Origin of the sequence: Geodermatophilus africanus, assembly GCF_900107105.1 — a bacterium.
In the GTDB taxonomy this organism is placed as follows: Bacteria; Actinomycetota; Actinomycetes; order Mycobacteriales; family Geodermatophilaceae; genus Geodermatophilus; species Geodermatophilus africanus.
Genome location: NZ_FNOT01000003.1, coordinates 426,534 through 443,065, shown reverse-complemented (window position 1 = coordinate 443,065; position 16,532 = coordinate 426,534). Strand labels below are relative to the sequence as shown.

Sequence of the window (16,532 nt, the reverse complement as noted above, 5' to 3'; positions counted from 1 at the left end):
CCCGGCCGCGCCGGTGTCAGGCGGGCTCGGTCTCCCGAAGGCGCTGGCTGATGACGCCGGTGATGCCGTCGCCGCGCATGCTCACGCCGTAGAGCGCGTCGGCGATCTCCATCGTCCGCTTCTGGTGGGTGATGACGATCAGCTGCGAGGTCGCGCGCAGCTGATCCACGAGGGTCAGCAACCGCCCGAGGTTGACGTCGTCGAGGGCGGCCTCGATCTCGTCGAGCACGTAGAACGGCGAGGGGCGGGCCCGGAAGATCGCCACGAGCAGTGCGACGGCGGTCAGCGAGCGCTCGCCGCCGGACAGCAGCGACAGCCGCTTGACCTTCTTGCCCGGCGGGCGGGCCTCGACCTCGACGCCGGTGGTCAGCACGTCCTCGGGGTCGGTCAGGTGCAGCCGGCCGTGCCCGCCCGGGAAGAGGACGGCGAAGACCTGCTCGAACTCCCGCTGCACGTCGGCGAACGCCGAGGCGAAGACGTCGTGGATGCGCCCGTCGACCTCGCGGACGACGGTGAGCAGGTCCCGGCGGGTGGCCTTGAGGTCCTCGAGCTGGGTGGCCAGGAAGCCGTGCCGCTCCTCCAGCGCCGCGAACTCCTCCAGCGCCAGCGGGTTGACCTTGCCGAGCGTGGCCAGGTCGCGCTCGGCCCTCGCGGCGCGGCGCTCCTGCGCGGCCCGGTCGTAGCGCACCGGGACGGGCTCGGGCTCGCCGGCGTCCTGCGCGGCGGCGACCTGCGCCGGGGTGGGCGGCACCGTGGCGGCCGGGCCGTACTCGGCCAGCAGGGTGGGCAGGTCGACGCCGTACTCCTCGGCGGCGCGGTCCTCCAGCGCCTCGATGCGGTAGCGCTGCTCGGCGCGCGCCACCTCGTCGCGGTGCACCTCGTCGGTGAGCCGCTCCAGCTCGGCGGTGGCCGCGCGGACGGCGACGCGCACCTCCAGCAGCTCGGCCTCGCGGGCGGTGCGCACGCGGGCCAGCTCGTCGCGCTCGGCGGCCGCCCGCTCCAGGGACGACGCCAGCGCGGTCAGCGCCGTCTCCGCGCCGGACCGCACCCGTGCGGCGACCTGCGCGCCCCGCTCCCGGGCGACCCGGGCCGCGGCGGTGCGCTCGCGGGCGGACCGCTCCTGGCGGGCCTGCCGGCGCAGCGACTCCGCCCGCCCGGACAGCGCCCGCGCCCGCTCCTCGGCGGTGCGGACCGCCAGCCGCGCCTCGGTCTCGGCCTGCCGCGCCGCGGCCGCCTCCAGCCGCAGCCGGTCCCGCTCGGCGGGGTCGGGCTCCTCCTCGACGGGCGCGGCCTCGGCATCGGCCAGGCGCTGCTCCAGCGCGGCGCGCGCGGTCTGCGCCTGCTCCAGGGCGCCCTCGGCGCGGACCCGGGCGGCCGCGGAGCGCTCGGCCTCGGCGGTGGCCGACCGGGCGGCCGCGCCCAGCTCGGCCAGCCGGGCGGCGACGGCCGAGCGGCTGCGGTCGGCAGCCTGGCGGGCGGCCAGGGCCTCGTCGACGTCGGCGGAGCGGGCGTGGGCGGTCTCCCGCGCAGCGGCCAGCCGCTCGGCGAGCTCGGTGGCCCACGCGGCCGTGGCGGCGAGCTCCTGGCCGGCGCGGTCCACGCGGGCGCGGACCTCCAGGCCGGACGGCGCGTCGGCCTGGCCGCCGACCGACCAGTCCGAGCCGACGAGGTCGCCGTCCGCGGTCACCGCCCGGACGCGCGGGTGACGGGCGACGAGGGTGACGGCGGCGTCGAGCGAGGGCACGACGGCGACGCGGTCGAGCACGCGGTCGAGGGCGGGGCGCAGCTCCTCGGGGGCGTCGACCAGGTCGCGGGCCCAACCCAGGCCCTCGGGCAGCTGCGGCCACCCGTCCCGGGGCAGCGCCGGCAGCCCGCCGGTGACCAGCAACCCGGCCCGGCCGCCGACGACGTCCTTGAGGTGGGCGAGCGCGGCGGCCGCGCCGGCGACGGAGTCGACGACGAGCGCGTCGGCCATGCCGGCCAGGGCCGCGGAGAGCGCCACCTCGGCGCCGGGCGCGACCGTGATCCGCTCGGTCACCGCGCCGAGCACCCCAGGCAGCCCGGCGGCGAGCACGGCGGCGGCGCCGTCGGCCGGGGCCAGGCCCTGGGCCAGGGTGTCGCGCCGGGCCTGCGCGGAGGCACGGTCCCGCTCCGCGGCCCGCTCGGCGGCAACCAGCTCGGTGACCGCGCGGGCGGCCTCGGCGTGCGCGGCGACGGCGTCCTGGTGCGCGGTGACGAGGGCGACGTCGCCGTCCTCCTGCTCGGCGACCGCCTCGCGGCGCTCGGCCAGCCGGTCGGCGGCGACCTCGGCGCGCTCGGCGGCCTCGGCGGCGGCCAGCGCCAGGCGCTCGATCTCGGACTCCCCCGCGGCGACGCGGGAGCGGGCGGCGGCGACCTGGCCGGAGAGCCGGGCCAGGCCCTCGCGGCGGTCGGCGAGCGCGCGGGCGGCGGCGACCCAGGCCCGCTCGGCCTCGGCCAGCGCGGACTCCACCTCGGTGCGGGCGGTGACGGCGGTGGCCAGCCGGCCGCGCTCGGCCGCCAGTCCCGCGGCGAGCTGGGCCTCGGTGGCGGCGACGCGGTCGGCCTCGGCCTCGAGCTGGTCGGGGTCCCGGCCGGCGGCGGCCGCGGGTGGTGCGGCGGAGAGGTGGCGGTGCCGCTCGCCGGCCAGCTGCGCGGTGCCGCGGAAGCGCTCGGTGAGCGCGGACAGCCGGTACCAGGTGTCCTGCCCGGCGACCAGCAGCGGGGCGCTCGTGGCGAGGTCGCTCTCCAGCGCCGACTCGCGCGCCGACGTCCGCGCCAGCTCGGCCTCGACGACCGTGCGCCGCGCCCGGGCGGCGGTCTCGTCGGCGACCTCCCGGTCCAGCGCGTCGCGCAGCTGCACCAGGTCGTCGGCGAGCAACCGGAGTCGGGCGTCGCGCAGGTCGGCCTGCACCCCGGCCGCGCGGCGGGCGACCTCGGCCTGCCGGCCCAGCGGCTTGAGCTGGCGGCGCAGCTCAGCGGTCAGGTCGGCCAGCCGGTCGAGGTTGGCCTGCATCCCGTCGAGCTTGCGGAGCGCCTTCTCCTTGCGCTTGCGGTGCTTGAGGACGCCGGCGGCCTCCTCGATGAAGGCGCGGCGGTCCTCGGGACGCCCGGAGAGGACGGCGTCGAGCTGTCCCTGGCCGACGATGACGTGCATCTCGCGCCCGATGCCGGAGTCGCTGAGCAGCTCCTGGACGTCGAGCAGCCGGACCCTGTCCCCGTTGATCTCGTACTCGCTCTCCCCGGAGCGGTACATCCGCCGGGTGATCGAGACCTCCGTGTAGTCGATCGGCAGCGCGCCGTCGGTGTTGTCGATGGTGAGCGTCACCTCGGCCCGGCCGAGGGCCGGGCGACCGGCGGTGCCGGCGAAGATGACGTCCTCCATCTTGCCGCCGCGCAGGCTCTTGGCGCCCTGCTCGCCCAGGACCCAGGCGATGGCGTCGACGACGTTGGACTTCCCGGAGCCGTTGGGGCCGACGACGGCGGTGATCCCCGGCTCGAGGCGCAGGGTCGTCGCGGACGCGAAGGACTTGAAGCCCTTGAGCGTCAGGCTGGAGAGAAACAGGACCCCGTCCTCCTCACCCCTCGCAGACTCGGGGCGAGCCTCGGGACGGGGCCGAAAGGCTCAGGCCAGCGCGGGCTCGGCGTTGTCGCCGGCCAGGCTGAGCAGCTCGTGGGCGATCGCGGCGTCACGCTGGGCGCGCAGCTCCAGCAGTTCCTGCTCCAGCCGGCGCACCTTGGCCCGCAGGACGGCGTTCTCCTCGACTACTCGGAGCTCCGCGGGTGCGACGACGTGACCGAACAGGGCCTTGGCCATGGCGACAACGGCCTTTCGACTGCGTGAGGGGATGACCTGCGCCCCGTACGACGGTCGGCGCGGTCCGTGTGTTCCCAGGGTGACAGGCCTGGACACGCAGGTCAACGGGCACACTCCAACACCCACGTGTCGGGGAGGTGTCACGTTCGTCACGCCGTCGTGAAGCCGGTGCTCCCCTGCGCCGGCTCGTCCCGGATGTCGACCCCCGCCACCGCGCCCGGTGCCCGCGGCCCCTCCAGGTCGGCCAGGACGGCGGCCACCGCAGGGCCCGGTCCCTCGAGGACGACCTCGACGCGCCCGTCGGGCAGGTTGGTCGCCGACCCGGCCAGGCCCGCGGCGTCGGCCCGGCCGCGGACGAACCAGCGGTAACCGACGCCCTGCACCGAGCCCGAGACCAGGGCGACGACGCGGCGCCGGTCCCCCGACTGCGGCGTCATGACCGGCGGGCCCTCGGGCGCGGCTGGCACCGGGGGCAGCTGTAGCTGGAGCGGTTCATGAAGGACTCCCGCACGATCGGCGTCCCGCAGCGCGGGCACGGCCGGTCGGCCTGGCCGTAGACGGCCAGGTGCCGGGAGAAGTAGCCGCTCTGCCCGTTGACGTCGACGTAGAGCGAGTCGAACGAGGTGCCGCCCTGCGCGAGGCTCTCCGTCAGCACGTCCCGCACCCCCTCCAGCAGGTCGGCGACCTGGGCCCGGCTGAGCCGTTCGGTGGGGCGGCTGCCGTGCAGCCGGGCCCGCCACAGCGCCTCGTCGGCGTAGATGTTGCCCACCCCGCCGATCAGCGTCTGGTCCAGCAGCGCGCGCTTGACCTCGGTGCGCCGGCGGCGCAGCGCCGCGCTGAACCGGTCGGCGTCGAAGCCCGCGTCGAGCGGGTCGATGGCGATGTGCGCCAGCCGGGCAGGGATGCTGCCCCCGTCAGCGTCCTCGACCGCCAGCCCGCCGAACGTGCGCTGGTCGACGAAGCGCAGCTCCCGGCCGCCGTCGGTGAAGGTGAACCGGGCGCGCAGGTGCGTCTCGTCGGGCTGGGACCGCTTCTCCACCAGCAGCTGGCCGCTCATCCCGAGGTGGGCGACGAGCGCCTGCCCGGCGGGCGTGTCGTCGGCCTCGGCGATCGGCAGCCACAGGTACTTGCCGCGGCGGTACGCCGCGGTGAGGGTGCGACCGGTGAGCGCGGCGGTGAAGTGGTCGGCGCCCTCGAGATGGCGGCGGACGGCGCGCGGGTGACGCACCTCGACGGCGGCGACGGTGCGGCCGGCGACCCAGCGCTCCAGGCCGCGCCGGACCACCTCGACCTCGGGCAGCTCGGGCACGGCGGGTCAGTCCGCGCCGGACCCGGCCGGCAGGGTCGCGCCGTCCGACGTCCCGCCGACCGGCGCGGCGTCCGCCGGGTCGACGCCGTCGGAGAGGGCACGCCAGGCGGCCTCGGCGGCCTCCTGCTCGGCGGCCTTCTTGGTGCGTCCGGCGCCGCGGCCGTGGACGGTGCCCGCGAGGACGACCGCGGCGGTGAAGGTCTTGGCGTGGTCGGGACCGGTGTCCTCGACCACGTAGTTCGGCGCCCCGAGTCCGAGCCGGGCGCCCAGCTCCTGCAGGCTGGTCTTCCAGTCCAGGCCCGCGCCGCGGGTGGCGGCCTGGTCGAGCAGCGGGTCGAACAGCCGGTGCACGACCGCCCCGGCGGTGTCCAGGCCCAGCCCGACGTGGACGGCACCGATGAGCGCCTCCACCGCGTCGGCGAGGATCGAGTCCTTCTCCCGCCCGCCGGTGGTCTCCTCGCCGCGGCCCAGCAGCAGGTGCGGGCCCAGGCCCCCGGCGCCCATCCGGCGGGCGACACCGGCCAGCGAGGCCATGTTGACCACCGAGGCGCGCAGCTTGGCCAGCCGGCCCTCGGGCAGGTCGGGGTGGCGCCGGTAGAGCTCGTCGGTGACCACCAGGCCGAGCACCGAGTCCCCGAGGAACTCCAGGCGCTCGTTGGTCGGCAGCCCGCCGTGCTCGTAAGCGTAGGAGCGGTGGGTCAGCGCCAACGCCAGCAGGCCGCCGGGCAGCTCGACACCGAGGGCGTCGAGGAGCCAGGCGGCCGCGCGGTCGGCGTGTGCCGCACCCGCCGGGGAACGGCCGGCGGCCCCAGCCGTCGCGAGCTGGGTACCGGTGGCCGTCGTCCCCACGGCTGGTCCTGCCGCGGTCAGACCGAGAGGACCTGACGGCCCGCGTACTGCCCGCAGTTCGGGCAGGCCTGGTGCGGCGGCTTGAGCTGGCCGCAGGCCCGGTTCGGGCACGGCGTCAGGGTGGGCGCGGTGGCCTTCCACTGCGAACGCCGGGCGCGGGTGTTGGAGCGGGACATCTTCCGCTTCGGGACGGCCACGTCAGTTCTCCTCTGGGTTGTCCGCGTCGGGGGTGCCCGGTGCGGCGGTGAAACGTGCGGCGAGCCCGGCCCAGCGCGGGTCGAGCTGCTCGTGGGTGTGGTCGGCGGGCAGGTCGTCGAGCCGCTGCCCGCAGTCGACGCACAGCCCGGCGCAGTCCTCGGTGCAGGTCGGCGCCAGCGGGAGGCTGAGGACGACGAGGTCGCGGACCATCGGCTCGAGGTCGAGGTGCTCGCCCTCGACGCGGCGGACCTCGTCCTCCTCGCTGGTGGCCTCGGTGGTGCTGCCCGCGTAGGCGAACAGCTCCTGGACGTCGAGCTCGAGGGTGTCCTCGATCGGCTCCAGGCACCGCGCGCACGACCCGGCGACGGGGACGTCGACCTCGCCGGAGACGAGCACGCCCTCCATCACCGACTCGAGCCGCAGCCTCAAGTGGACCTCCGCGCCCTCGGGGACGCCGATGAGCTCGACCCGCCAGTCCGCGGGCGCCGGCAGTGTGCGCTCGAGCTCGTGCATCGACCCGGCGCGGCGACCGAGCTCCCGCAGGTCCACGAACCAGGGATTGGCGGCGGGACGCCGGGCGTCCGGGGACGCGGCGCCTGAGCGGTGCGGCGGTGCGGCAGGCATGTCGGTACTCGCGGTAGGCAGCGGGGAGGAGGCCGGCCGGGGTGCGGGGACCTCCGGCGGTCGGACCAGGGGCCCAGCCTACCCGATGGGTGGCACGCCGCCGTCCCGGTGCGGAGGTGGCCCTGGTGACGGCCTGGACCGCCCCCGAGCCAGTGGACGGACCTCCCCCCTCACCCCTCGCACGCTCGGGCGAGGCCGACCGGCGAGGCGCGGGCGGGGAGGGCGGTGGCGCCCTGCAGGGTCCCGCCGCGAGCTCGCGAGTGGCGGGGGGCAGGGGGGCCTCTCACTCGCGGAGGGTGGCCCGCGCCTTCTCCACCGAGCGGAGCATCCGCTCCAGCGTGCTGCCGAAGTCGGCCAGCCGGGTGTCGACGTACTCGTCGACCTCGGTGCGCATCCGGGCAACGTCGGCGGCGGTCTGCGCGCCGAGCTCGTCGGCGCGGTCGACCGCGCCCCGGTAGACGTCGGTCTCGCTGACCAGCCGCTCGTGCTCGGCCTGCGCGGCCGCGAGGACCTCCGCCGCCTGGGCGTGCGCGTCGGCGATCAGCGCCTCGTGGTGCCGGCGGGCCTCCTCGACGACCTGCTCGGCCTCCTCCTCCGCCCGGGCGAGCAGGTCCTCGGCCTCGGCCTGGGCGCGGGCGAGCAGGTCGTCGCGCTGTCGCCGTGCCGTGCCGAGGATCTCCTCGCGCTGCCGGCGGGCCGCGACGACCACCTGCTCGGACTCGCTGCGGGTGCGGCCGGTCAGCCGCTCGGCCTCGGCCTGCGCCTGCTGGAGGATCTCGGTGCGCTGCTCGACGATCGCGCCGGCCTTGTGCACCTCGGCGGGCAGGTTCTCCCGGAGGTCGTCGAGCAGGTCGAGCAGGACGTCGCGGGGCACCATGCACGAGCCGCCGGACATCGGCACGCTGCGGGCGTTCTCGATGACGCTGCTCAGCTCGTCGACGGTCTCGTACAGCCGGTAGACGACCTCGGTCACGGCACCTCCTCACCGGCGCTCGTCGGGACCGGACCCGGCGGTGCGGTGTCCACCCGTGACCCCGCGGGCTTGGTCACGTCCCCTGCTCCCGCTGCGCGGTGAGCCGCTCGTGCACGGCCTTGGGGACCAGGCCCGACACGTCGCCCCCGAAGGTGGCGATCTGCTTCACCAGGCTCGAGGAGAGGTGGCCGACCTGCGGGGCGGTGGGCACGAAGAGCGTCTCCACACCGGCCAGCTCGCGGTTCATCTGCGCCATCTGCAGCTCGTACTCGAAGTCGCTGACCGCGCGCAGTCCCTTGACGATCACCGGGATGTCCTTGCTGCGGCAGTAGTCGACGAGCAGCCCCTGGAAGCTGTCGACGGTCACGTTGGACACGTCGGCGACCGCGTCGCGCAGCAGCGCCATGCGCTCGTCAACGGTGAACAACCCCGCCTTGCCGGGGTTGACCAGGACGGCGACGACCAGCTCGTCGTAGAGCGCCGCCGCCCGGGTGATGACGTCGACGTGGCCGTTCGTCACGGGGTCGAACGACCCGGGGCAGACCGCTCGCCTCACGGACAGCGACCGTACCGGAGCACGGCCTCGCCGTAGCGGCGCTCGCGCAGTCCGCGAAGGGGTGTCGGCCACTCGAAGGGCGCCTCGCGGCTGGAGCGCTCGACGACGACGACGGCGTCCTCGGCCAGCCACCGCCCCGTGACCAGCGCCTCCAGCACCCGGAGGACCTCGGGCAGGGGCGTGGCGTACGGCGGGTCGGCCAGCACGACGTCGAAGACGGCGGGGGGCGGTCCGGCGACGACCGTGGGCACCGAGCCGGACACCACGCGGGCACCGGGCAGGCCGACCGCGTCGACGTTGGCGCGCAGCACCGGCAGCACCCGGGGTCCGTTCTCGACGAACACCACCTGGGCCGCGCCGCGGCTGAGGGCCTCCAGCCCCAGGGCGCCCGAGCCGGCGTAGAGGTCCAGGACGGTGGCGCCGTCGAGGTCGGTCAGCGTCGAGAGGCTGTTGAACAACCCCTCACGGGCGCGGTCGCCGGTGGGCCGCACGCCCGAGGGCGGCACCCTCAGCCGCCGCCCGCCGGCCACGCCCGCGATCAGTCTGGTCACGGCCCCGTCCCGAGCCCCGCCCCGAGCCCCGCCCCGAGCCCGCGAGTGGCGGGGGGCAGGGGCTCCTGCGAGGCGGGCGAGGGGTCCTTCGAGAGGTCCCTCCTCATGCCTTCTCCAGGTACTCGGCCCGCTCGTCGGTGGCCAGCGCGGCCACCTCCATCGCCAGACCGGGGAAGTCGGCCAGGCCGCGGTCGGTGCCGAGCAGCGCGGTGGCCTCGGCGCGGGCCTCGGCGATGAGCTGCTCGTCCTCCAGCAGCGAGAGCAGCTTGATGCCCGAGCGGCGGCCGGACTGCGCGGCGCCGAGCACGTCGCCCTCGCGCCGGGTCTCCAGGTCCAGTCGGGCCAGCTCGAAGCCGTCGGAGGTGCCGGCGACCGCGGCCAGCCGCTGCCCGGTGGCCGAGGTGGTGGGCGCCTCGGAGACCAGGAGGCACAGCCCCTGGTGCTTGCCGCGGGCGACCCGGCCGCGCAGCTGGTGCAGCTGGCTGACGCCGAACCGGTCGGCGTCCATGACGACCATCACGGTGGCGTTGGGCACGTCGACGCCGACCTCGACGACGGTGGTGGCGACCAGGACGTCGACCTCGCCCGCCGCGAAGGCGCGCATCCGCGCCTCCTTGTCCTCCGGGGTCATCCGGCCGTGCAGGACCTCCACGCGCAGCCCGGCGAGCGGCCCGGCGCGCAGCTCGTCGGCGACGTCGAGGACGGCCAGCGGCGGACGGCGTCCCGAGCCCTCCTCCGCCGGCACGCCGTCGGCGTCGTCGGGCTCCTCCTCGGTGGCGGCGTCCTCGCCGATGCGGGGGCAGACGACGTAGGCCTGGCGGCCGGCCGCCACCTCCTCGCGCAGCCGTTCCCAGGCGCGGTCGAGCCAGGCGGGCTTGTCCCGGACCGGGACCACCGAGCTGGCCACGCCGCCCCGGCCGCCGGGCAGCTGGCGCAGCGTGGAGGTCTCCAGGTCGCCGTAGACGGTCATCGCCACGGTGCGCGGAATGGGCGTGGCGGTCATGACCAGCACGTGCGGCGGCCGGTTGCCCTTGGCCCGCAACGCGTCGCGCTGCTCGACGCCGAAGCGGTGCTGCTCGTCGACGACGACCAGGCCGAGGTCGGAGAAGTCCACGCCCGCCTGCAGCAGCGCGTGCGTGCCGATCACGATCCCGGCGCTGCCGTCGGCCACCGCGGCGCGGCCCTCTCTCCGGGCGGCGGTCTTCTGCGAGCCGGTGAGCAGCACGACGCGGGTGCCGGCCGGGTCGCCGTCCAGCTCGCCGGCACGGCCCAGCGGGCCGAGCATCGCGCTGATGCTGCGCGCGTGCTGGGCTGCGAGCACCTCGGTGGGGGCGAGCAGCGCGGCCTGGCCGCCGGCGTCGACGACCTGGGCCATGGCGCGCAGCGCGACGACGGTCTTGCCGGCGCCGACCTCGCCCTGCAGCAGCCGGTGCATGGGCTGCTCGCGGGCCAGCTCGACGGCGAGCTCCTCCCCCACCGCGCACTGCCCGTCGGTGAGCGCGAAGGGCAGGGCCGCGTCGACGGCGTCCAGCAGGCCGCCGGCCCGCCGGGGGCGGGCGACGCCGGGCTCCAGCGAGGCGGCGCGGCGGCGGGCGGCGAGGGTCAGCTGGAGGGTGAGCGCCTCGTCCCACCTGAGCCGGTGCGCGGCGTGCTCGACGTCGTCGTCGGAGGTGGGCCGGTGGATGTCGAGCAGCGCGGCCGCCAGGCTGGGCAGCCCGTGCCGGGCGCGCAGCTCCTCGGGCAGCGGGTCCTCGACGAAGCCGAAGCCGCCGGAGGCGTCGAGCAGCAGCCGCACCGAGCGCTGGATCACCCAGCTGGAGACCTCCTTGGTGGCCGGGTAGATCGGGATGAGCGCCCGCGCCCAGTCGACGTCCTCGTCGTCCCCGGTCATGAGGTGGCAGTCGGGGTGGGCGAACTGCAACCGGCTGCGGTACTCGCTGACGGTGCCGGCGAACAGCCCCCAGGCGCCGGGCACGAGGCGCGTGTACCGGTGGTTGAAGAAGACCAGCTTCATGGTCCCGGCGCCGTCGCCGACGGTGACCTCGGTGAGGGTGCCGCGGCGCTGCCGCATCGGGCGGCTGTCGACCGACCGGACCTGCGCCAGCACGGTCACCCGGTCGCCGACCTGCAGGTCGTCGAGGCGGGTCATCTCGCCCCGCTTGGCGTAGCGGTGCGGGTAGTGCCGCAGCAGGTCGCGCACGGTGTGGAGGCCCAACGATTCCCCCATCGCCTTGGCCGTCCGGGCGCCGAGCACCCGGTCCAGACGGGTGGTCATCTCCACGGCCATCACTCCACCCCCACCTGCAGCGGGACCCCCTCGGGCGCGCCCTCGTACCGGGCGACCTCGACCGTCGGGTGCGTACCCGCGAGGTGCGCGGACACGGCGTCGGCGAGGTCGGCGTCGGGACCCACCACCAGGGTGACCAGCTCCCCGCCGGCCGACAGCATGCGGTCGAGCAGCTCGCAGGCGACGGCGACGGCCTCGCCGCCGATGAGCAGCACGTCGCCCTCCGCCGAGCCGAGCACGTCGCCCGGCGCGCAGCGGCCCGCGCTGGTCAGCGCCTCCTGGTCGGCGACGGTGACCTCGGCCCAGCGGGTGGCCGCGGCCGCCTCGGCCATGGTGATGACGTCGTCGCCGAACCGCCGTGACGGCTCGGCGACGGCGAGCGCGGCCAGCCCCTGCACCGGCGCGCGGGTGGGGACGACCGCGACGTCGCGACCCGCCTCGCGGGCCCGCTCGGCGGCGCGGGCGGCCACTGCGGTCAGGCCTGCGTCGTTGGGCAGGACGACGACGCCGGCCGCCCCGGACGCCACGACCGCGGCCAGCACCTGGTCCTCGGTGACGCCGTCCGGCCCGCAGGGGACGACGCCGGCGCCCTCGGCGCGGAACAGGTCGGCCAGCCCGCCGTCGGGGACGATCGCCACGACCGCCCGCGCGCCGGGCACCGGTGCCGGCGGGCGCACCGGGGCCAGCGGGGTGACCGAGATGCGGTACGGGCGGCCGGCCTCGATGCCGGCCTCGATCGCGGCGCCGACGTCGGCCGCGTGCACGTGGACGTTCCACTCGCGCCCGGCCGGGGTGTCGACGCCGACGACGACGAGGCTGTCGCCGAGGGCGGCCAGTCGCTGCTGCAGCCGCGCCACGGCGACCTCGTCGCTGTCGGCGAGCAGGTACTGGATCTCGCTGCCGGGGCCGGCCGGCGGCTGGTGCGGCAGGTCGCCGTGGTCGTGGGCGTGGTGGTGCCCGCGCTCGGCCCGGCGGGCCAGCGACGGCCGGTCGGGTTCGACGCCGGTGACCGTGGTGACCAAGGCGTCGAGGACCAGGCACAGCCCCGCTCCCCCGGCGTCCACAACGCCGGCGTCGCGGAGCACGGCGAGCTGCCCCGGCGTGGCCTCGAGGGCCGCGCGGGCGCCGTCGGCCGCGGCGCCCACGACCTCGCCCAGGGCGGTGCGCCCGGCGGCGACCGCGGCGACCGCCGCCTCGGCACCGGCCCGCGCGACCGTGAGGAAGGTCCCCTCCTCGGGGTCGGCGACGGCGCCGTAGGCGGTGTCGGCTGCCTTCTGCAGGGCCGCCGCGAACGTGGGCCCGTCGGCCGGGGGCTGTCCCGCCAGCTGGTCGGCCAGCCCGCGCCACAGCTGGGCGAGGATGGTGCCGGAGTTGCCGCGGGCGCCCAGCACCGCGCCACGGGCCAGCAGCGCCCAGGCCGGCTCGGGGCGGCCATCCCCCGCCTCGTCGAGGGCTGCGAGGGCGGCCTCGGCGGTGGCCACCAGGTTGGTGCCGGTGTCCCCGTCGGGCACGGGGAAGACGTTGAGGTCGTCGATGCGACCGCGGGCCGCGGACAGGGCGGCGACCGCGGCCCGGCACCACTGGCCGACCGCGGCGTCGTCGAGCGCCGGCAACACGGCCGGAGGGTACCCACCCGGACCGACGGTGCCGGGTGCGCGACCGGCTGCGAGCGGGGTCCCGGGACCTCCGCGACGTCCCGGCGGGGAAGCGGTTAGACTCTCCGTTGGTCTGTGTGCGGGCGCGTCGGCGTGCCGCCGTCCGTGAACGAATCTCCTGGGAGTGATCCACCGTGGCTGCCGTGTGCGATGTCTGTGGCAAGGGGCCCGGTTTCGGTATGTCGGTGTCGCACTCGCACCGCCGCACGCCGCGCCGTTGGAACCCGAACATCCAGTCCGTGCGGGCGCTCGTCGCCCCGGGCAACCGTCGCCGCATCAACGCCTGCACCTCGTGCATCCGCGCGGGCAAGGTCGTGCGCGCCTGAAGTAAGGGCCCCGCGTCCCCCAGCCCTCGCACCCTCGGGCCGGGGCCCTGACGCGGGGCCGTTCCAGCACGTCGCCACGCGGAGCCCGGAGGTCCTCGGACCTCCGGGCTCCGTCGCGTTCCGGGCCGACTGATCTCCCGCTCCTGTCCCGGCGAGATCGGCGATCTCACACGCCTACGGGCCGGTAGCCGTGCGAGATCGCCGACCTCGCCGGACCTGTGGACGACGCCCCCGAGCCGGACCCCGCACCAGGCACGCTGCCGCGGTGCCCCGCCGACGCCCTGCTTCCCGACTGACCGGTCCCGCCACCCGCGCCATGGCCCGCGAGGCGGGGATCACCGACCGCCAGCTGCAGCACCCGGCCGTGGTCCGCCTGTCGCGGGACACCTACCTGCCCCGCGCGGTGGCCGGTGAGCCGACCGCACGACTGGCCGCGGTGCTGCTGACCGCGCCGCCGGGGGCCGTCGTCAGCCACGCGACGGCGGCCGGGCTGTGGGGCGTCGAGATCCCCCTGCAGGTCGATCGGTCCGGCCGGGTCGACCTCACCGTGCCCCTGTCCTCACGGTCGGAGAGCCGGCGGGACCGCAGGGTGCACCGCCAGCCGCTCCCGGAGGAGGACCACACCCGGCGGAGCGCGCTGCCGGTGACCACGCCGGCGCGGACGTGGCGCGACCTGGCCGCCGTCCTCCGCCCGCCGGCCCTGCTCGCCGTCACCGACCAGCTGCTCGCCCGGTGGGTGATGCACGACGAGTTGGCGCGCCAGCTGCAGGCCTGCTCGACCGGACGGGGCTCGGCACGCGCTCGGGACGTGCTGCCCATCGCCGACCCCCGGGCCGAGTCCCCCATGGAGTCGGTGCTCCGCTGGCTGGTGCACGAGGCCGGTCTCCCCGCGCCGGCCGTGCAGTACGTCGTCCGGGACGAGGCGGGAGCCGTCCTCGGCCGGGCCGACCTGGCCTGGCCGGACCGACGGGTGCTCGTCGAGTTCGACGGCGACGTCCACCGCGAGCGCGACGTGTTCGTCAACGACCTGCGCCGGCAGAACCGGCTCGTCGCCGCCGGGTGGACGGTCCTGCGGTTCACCTCGGCCGACGTCCTGGGCCGGCCCGCGGACGTCGTCGCGGAGATCCGCCGGGCCCTCGCCTGGCGAGATCGGCGGTCTCGCACGACTGCAGGCCGGTAACCGTGCGAGATCGCCGATCTCGCCGAAAGCGGCTCAGCCGATGCCGCGGGCGCGGGCGGCGTCCACCACGAGGTCGACCACCGTCTGCAGCGGCAGGGCCGTGCTGTCGACGACCAGGTGGTAGAGGCGGGGGGACGCCGGGTCGGCGCGGTAGCACCGCCGCACGTACCCCTCCCGGGCCGCGTCGTTGGCCCGCAGGTCCCGCCGCACCTCCTCGACCGGGCGCCCGGTGCGTGTCACCGCCGCCTCCAGCCGCCGTTCCGGCGGGCCGTCGAGGCGGACGTGCAGCGCGTCGGCACGGTCGCCCAGCACCACCGCGGCGGCGCGGCCCAGGACGACCCCGCCCGGCCCGTCGGCGATCTCGCGCACCACCCGCTCGGTCTGCAGGCGGAACGACCGCTCGTCGAGCTGCTCGGTCACCGGGACGACGCCGCCCATCGGGTCGGGCATCGTGCCCAGCGAGGCGAGGACCCGCCACAGCCCGCGGGCGACGGTCTCGTCGTTGGCCTCCGCCTCGGCCACCGGGACGCCGAGCCGGCCGGCCACCTGGGCGGGTATGGCGCGGTCGTGGAAGACCAGGCCCAGCCGCGCGGCGACGGCCGGCCCGACCTCGGCACCGCCGGCGCCGTAGGACGCCGAGATCGTCACCACGCCCGAACCCGTCACCGCTCCTCCTCCAGCCGCTTGCCCAGGAACACCGCGCCGGGTGCGTCGGCGTACACGCCGTACCCCGGGGCAGAGGTGTAGCCGAGCGCGGCGTACAGCGCCAGCGCCTCGGGCTGCCGCGAGCCGGAGTTGAGCACCACCGCGCGGGTGCCGGCCGCGGCCGTGCTCTCCTCGAGCGCCGCCATCAGCAGCTGCGCCAGCCCCTGCCGCCGGAACGCCGGGTCCACGAACACCCGCTTGACCTCGGCCACGCCGGGCTCGTGCACCCGCCAGGCGCCGCACCCCGCGGGGACACCGTCCACCTCGGCGACGAGGAACAGCCCCACGGGCGGCTCGAACTCGGCCGGGTCGACGACGGCCTCGTCGGGCCCGCCGTAGCGGGCCACGTACTCCTGCTGCACGCGGCCGACGAGCTCGCGGGCCAGGGGGTCGTCGTACGGCACCGCCCGCAGCACCACCGGGCGGCCGTCGGCCAGCCGGGCCTCAGCGGAAGTGCGCATGCCCGGTCCCCTCCGCCCCGACGGCCGCGGCGACCGCCTCGGCCGGCTCGCCGTCCACCCGCACCCCGGGCTCCCCCTCGCGCACCGTGCCGATCCGCGCCCAGCCCTCCGGCAGGTCGGCATCGGCCGGGAAGGTGGCCAGCAGCGCGTGGTCCTCGCCGCCGGTGAGCACCCAGGCCATCGGGTCCCCGCCGAGGGCGGCCGCGACCTGCTGCAGCGGGCCGGGCAGCTCGAGGGTCACCCGGACCAGCGCCGCCCGGTCGACGTCGACGAGCACCCCGCTCTCCTGCGCCAGGTGCCCGGCGTCGGCGAGCAACCCGTCGCTGACGTCGCACATCGCCGTCGCCCCGGCCTCGGCCGCCGCCGGGCCGGCCGCGTACGGCGGTGCCGGACGGCGGTGCGCGGCCACCGCGGCGGCCGGGCTGGTGAAGCCGCGGCGCAGCACGGCCAGGCCGCACGCCGACCAGCCCAGCCGGCCGGTCAGGGCCAGCACGTCGCCGGGCCGGGCGCCCGAGCGCAGCACCGGCGCCCGGCCGCCCAGGTCGCCCAGTGCGGTCACTGACAGGACGACGGCCCCGCTGTCGGGTGCCGCCGACACCGTGTCGCCGCCGACGACCGCCGCCCCCAGCGGCGCGCACTCCGCGGCCAGCCCCGCGGCCACCCCCTCCAGCCACGTCGTCGGGGTGTCCGCCGGGCAGGCCAGCCCGACCAGCAACGCGGTCGTCACCCCGCCCATCGCGGCCACGTCGGCGAGGTTGGCCGCCGCCGCCTTGTGCCCGACGTCCTCGGCCGACGACCAGTCGCGCCGGAAGTGCCGGCCCTCGACGAGGACGTCGGTGGTGGCGACCACGCGCCCGTCGGGTGCGCGCAGCACGGCGGCGTCGTCACCGGGTCCGACGTCGGCCACGCGCGCGGTGCCGGAGCGCGCCAGCACGCGCGCGATCACGCCGAACTCGCCGACGACCCGCACGCTGTCGGCGGGGTCGTCGCGCGGGACCAACGGACGGGGACGAGTCACCGGTC

Annotated in this window: 17 protein-coding genes; 2 read left to right on the top strand and 15 right to left on the bottom strand. The window is 76.8% G+C overall.

Annotated elements, in window-relative coordinates; translation table 11 throughout:
- Nucleotides 1-16 precede the first annotated feature (16 nt).
- From smc to BLW63_RS07335, 12 genes are all read right to left on the bottom strand, one after another.
- Entirely contained in the window at nucleotides 17-3,568 is a 3,552-nt protein-coding gene (gene smc, locus BLW63_RS07390) for a chromosome segregation protein SMC (protein ID WP_280140499.1), read from the bottom strand.
- Between the two features lie 75 nt (nucleotides 3,569-3,643).
- The gene (locus BLW63_RS07385) at nucleotides 3,644-3,835 is read right to left on the bottom strand and encodes a hypothetical protein (RefSeq protein ID WP_091153005.1); all 192 of its coding nucleotides are present in this window, start codon (nucleotides 3,833-3,835) and stop codon (nucleotides 3,644-3,646) included.
- Nucleotides 3,836-3,984: 149 nt separating this feature from the next.
- Complete coding sequence (locus BLW63_RS07380; RefSeq protein WP_091153232.1) at nucleotides 3,985-4,272, bottom strand: acylphosphatase; 288 nt, start codon at nucleotides 4,270-4,272, stop codon at nucleotides 3,985-3,987.
- Nucleotides 4,269-5,144 carry a bifunctional DNA-formamidopyrimidine glycosylase/DNA-(apurinic or apyrimidinic site) lyase gene (mutM, locus tag BLW63_RS07375; protein ID WP_091153003.1) on the bottom strand — a complete coding sequence of 292 codons (876 nt, stop codon included), beginning with the start codon at nucleotides 5,142-5,144 and terminating at the stop codon, nucleotides 4,269-4,271. Before mutM ends, BLW63_RS07380 begins: the two co-directional genes overlap by 4 nt.
- Before the next feature lie 6 nt (nucleotides 5,145-5,150).
- Nucleotides 5,151-5,993 (bottom strand): ribonuclease III, encoded by an 843-nt coding sequence (gene rnc / locus BLW63_RS07370; protein ID WP_244522418.1) that lies wholly within the window; start codon nucleotides 5,991-5,993, stop codon nucleotides 5,151-5,153.
- 17 nt (nucleotides 5,994-6,010) lie between these two features.
- A complete protein-coding gene (gene rpmF / locus BLW63_RS07365; RefSeq protein ID WP_091153000.1) occupies nucleotides 6,011-6,190 on the bottom strand; it encodes a 50S ribosomal protein L32 in 180 nt (59 codons plus the stop codon).
- 1 nt (nucleotide 6,191) lies between these two features.
- Nucleotides 6,192-6,815, bottom strand: a complete 624-nt coding sequence (locus tag BLW63_RS07360) for a YceD family protein (protein WP_091152998.1) — start codon at nucleotides 6,813-6,815, stop codon at nucleotides 6,192-6,194.
- A 283-nt stretch (nucleotides 6,816-7,098) separates the two neighbouring features.
- Nucleotides 7,099-7,788, bottom strand: coding sequence for a hypothetical protein (locus BLW63_RS07355; RefSeq protein ID WP_091152996.1), 690 nt, complete (start codon nucleotides 7,786-7,788; stop codon nucleotides 7,099-7,101).
- 73 nt (nucleotides 7,789-7,861) lie between these two features.
- Nucleotides 7,862-8,344, bottom strand: a complete 483-nt coding sequence (gene coaD / locus BLW63_RS07350) for a pantetheine-phosphate adenylyltransferase (protein WP_091152993.1) — start codon at nucleotides 8,342-8,344, stop codon at nucleotides 7,862-7,864.
- Nucleotides 8,341-8,895, bottom strand: coding sequence for a 16S rRNA (guanine(966)-N(2))-methyltransferase RsmD (gene rsmD / locus BLW63_RS07345; RefSeq protein WP_091152992.1), 555 nt, complete (start codon nucleotides 8,893-8,895; stop codon nucleotides 8,341-8,343). The genes coaD and rsmD overlap by 4 nt, the downstream gene beginning before the upstream one ends.
- A gap of 103 nt (nucleotides 8,896-8,998) precedes the next feature.
- Nucleotides 8,999-11,170, bottom strand: coding sequence for an ATP-dependent DNA helicase RecG (recG, locus tag BLW63_RS07340; RefSeq protein WP_244522417.1), 2,172 nt, complete (start codon nucleotides 11,168-11,170; stop codon nucleotides 8,999-9,001).
- Between the two features lie 11 nt (nucleotides 11,171-11,181).
- Nucleotides 11,182-12,798 carry a DAK2 domain-containing protein gene (locus tag BLW63_RS07335; protein WP_091152990.1) on the bottom strand — a complete coding sequence of 539 codons (1,617 nt, stop codon included), beginning with the start codon at nucleotides 12,796-12,798 and terminating at the stop codon, nucleotides 11,182-11,184.
- A gap of 182 nt (nucleotides 12,799-12,980) precedes the next feature.
- Here BLW63_RS07335 and rpmB point away from each other — a divergent pair, with 182 nt between their 5' ends.
- Nucleotides 12,981-13,163 carry a 50S ribosomal protein L28 gene (rpmB, locus tag BLW63_RS07330; protein WP_425283681.1) on the top strand — a complete coding sequence of 61 codons (183 nt, stop codon included), beginning with the start codon at nucleotides 12,981-12,983 and terminating at the stop codon, nucleotides 13,161-13,163.
- 265 nt (nucleotides 13,164-13,428) lie between these two features.
- Nucleotides 13,429-14,343: an endonuclease domain-containing protein gene (locus BLW63_RS07325; RefSeq protein WP_139263501.1), complete on the top strand. Its 915-nt coding sequence runs from the start codon at nucleotides 13,429-13,431 to the stop codon at nucleotides 14,341-14,343.
- Nucleotides 14,344-14,376: 33 nt separating this feature from the next.
- Here BLW63_RS07325 and BLW63_RS07320 read toward each other — a convergent pair whose 3' ends face one another.
- From BLW63_RS07320 to BLW63_RS07310, 3 genes are read right to left on the bottom strand one after another with little or no spacing between them, the layout of a single operon-like run.
- Nucleotides 14,377-15,009, bottom strand: coding sequence for a cytidylate kinase-like family protein (locus BLW63_RS07320; RefSeq protein WP_091152985.1), 633 nt, complete (start codon nucleotides 15,007-15,009; stop codon nucleotides 14,377-14,379).
- A complete protein-coding gene (locus BLW63_RS07315; protein WP_091152983.1) occupies nucleotides 15,006-15,509 on the bottom strand; it encodes a GNAT family N-acetyltransferase in 504 nt (167 codons plus the stop codon). Before BLW63_RS07315 ends, BLW63_RS07320 begins: the two co-directional genes overlap by 4 nt.
- On the bottom strand, nucleotides 15,493-16,527 hold the full coding sequence (locus BLW63_RS07310; RefSeq protein WP_244522416.1) for a thiamine-phosphate kinase: 1,035 nt from the start codon (nucleotides 16,525-16,527) through the stop codon (nucleotides 15,493-15,495). Before BLW63_RS07310 ends, BLW63_RS07315 begins: the two co-directional genes overlap by 17 nt.
- Nucleotides 16,528-16,532 lie beyond the last annotated feature (5 nt).

What these genes read in the sequence shown, in the direction of transcription:
- BLW63_RS07385 (WP_091153005.1), bottom strand. Translation starts at nt 3,835, where the DNA reads ATGGCCAAGGCCCTGTTCGGTCACGTCGTCGCACCCGCGGAGCTCCGA.
- BLW63_RS07380 (WP_091153232.1), bottom strand. Translation starts at nt 4,272, where the DNA reads ATGACGCCGCAGTCGGGGGACCGGCGCCGCGTCGTCGCCCTGGTCTCG.
- BLW63_RS07360 (WP_091152998.1), bottom strand. Translation starts at nt 6,815, where the DNA reads ATGCCTGCCGCACCGCCGCACCGCTCAGGCGCCGCGTCCCCGGACGCC.
- recG (WP_244522417.1), bottom strand. Translation starts at nt 11,170, where the DNA reads ATGACCACCCGTCTGGACCGGGTGCTCGGCGCCCGGACGGCCAAGGCG.
- BLW63_RS07315 (WP_091152983.1), bottom strand. Translation starts at nt 15,509, where the DNA reads ATGCGCACTTCCGCTGAGGCCCGGCTGGCCGACGGCCGCCCGGTGGTG.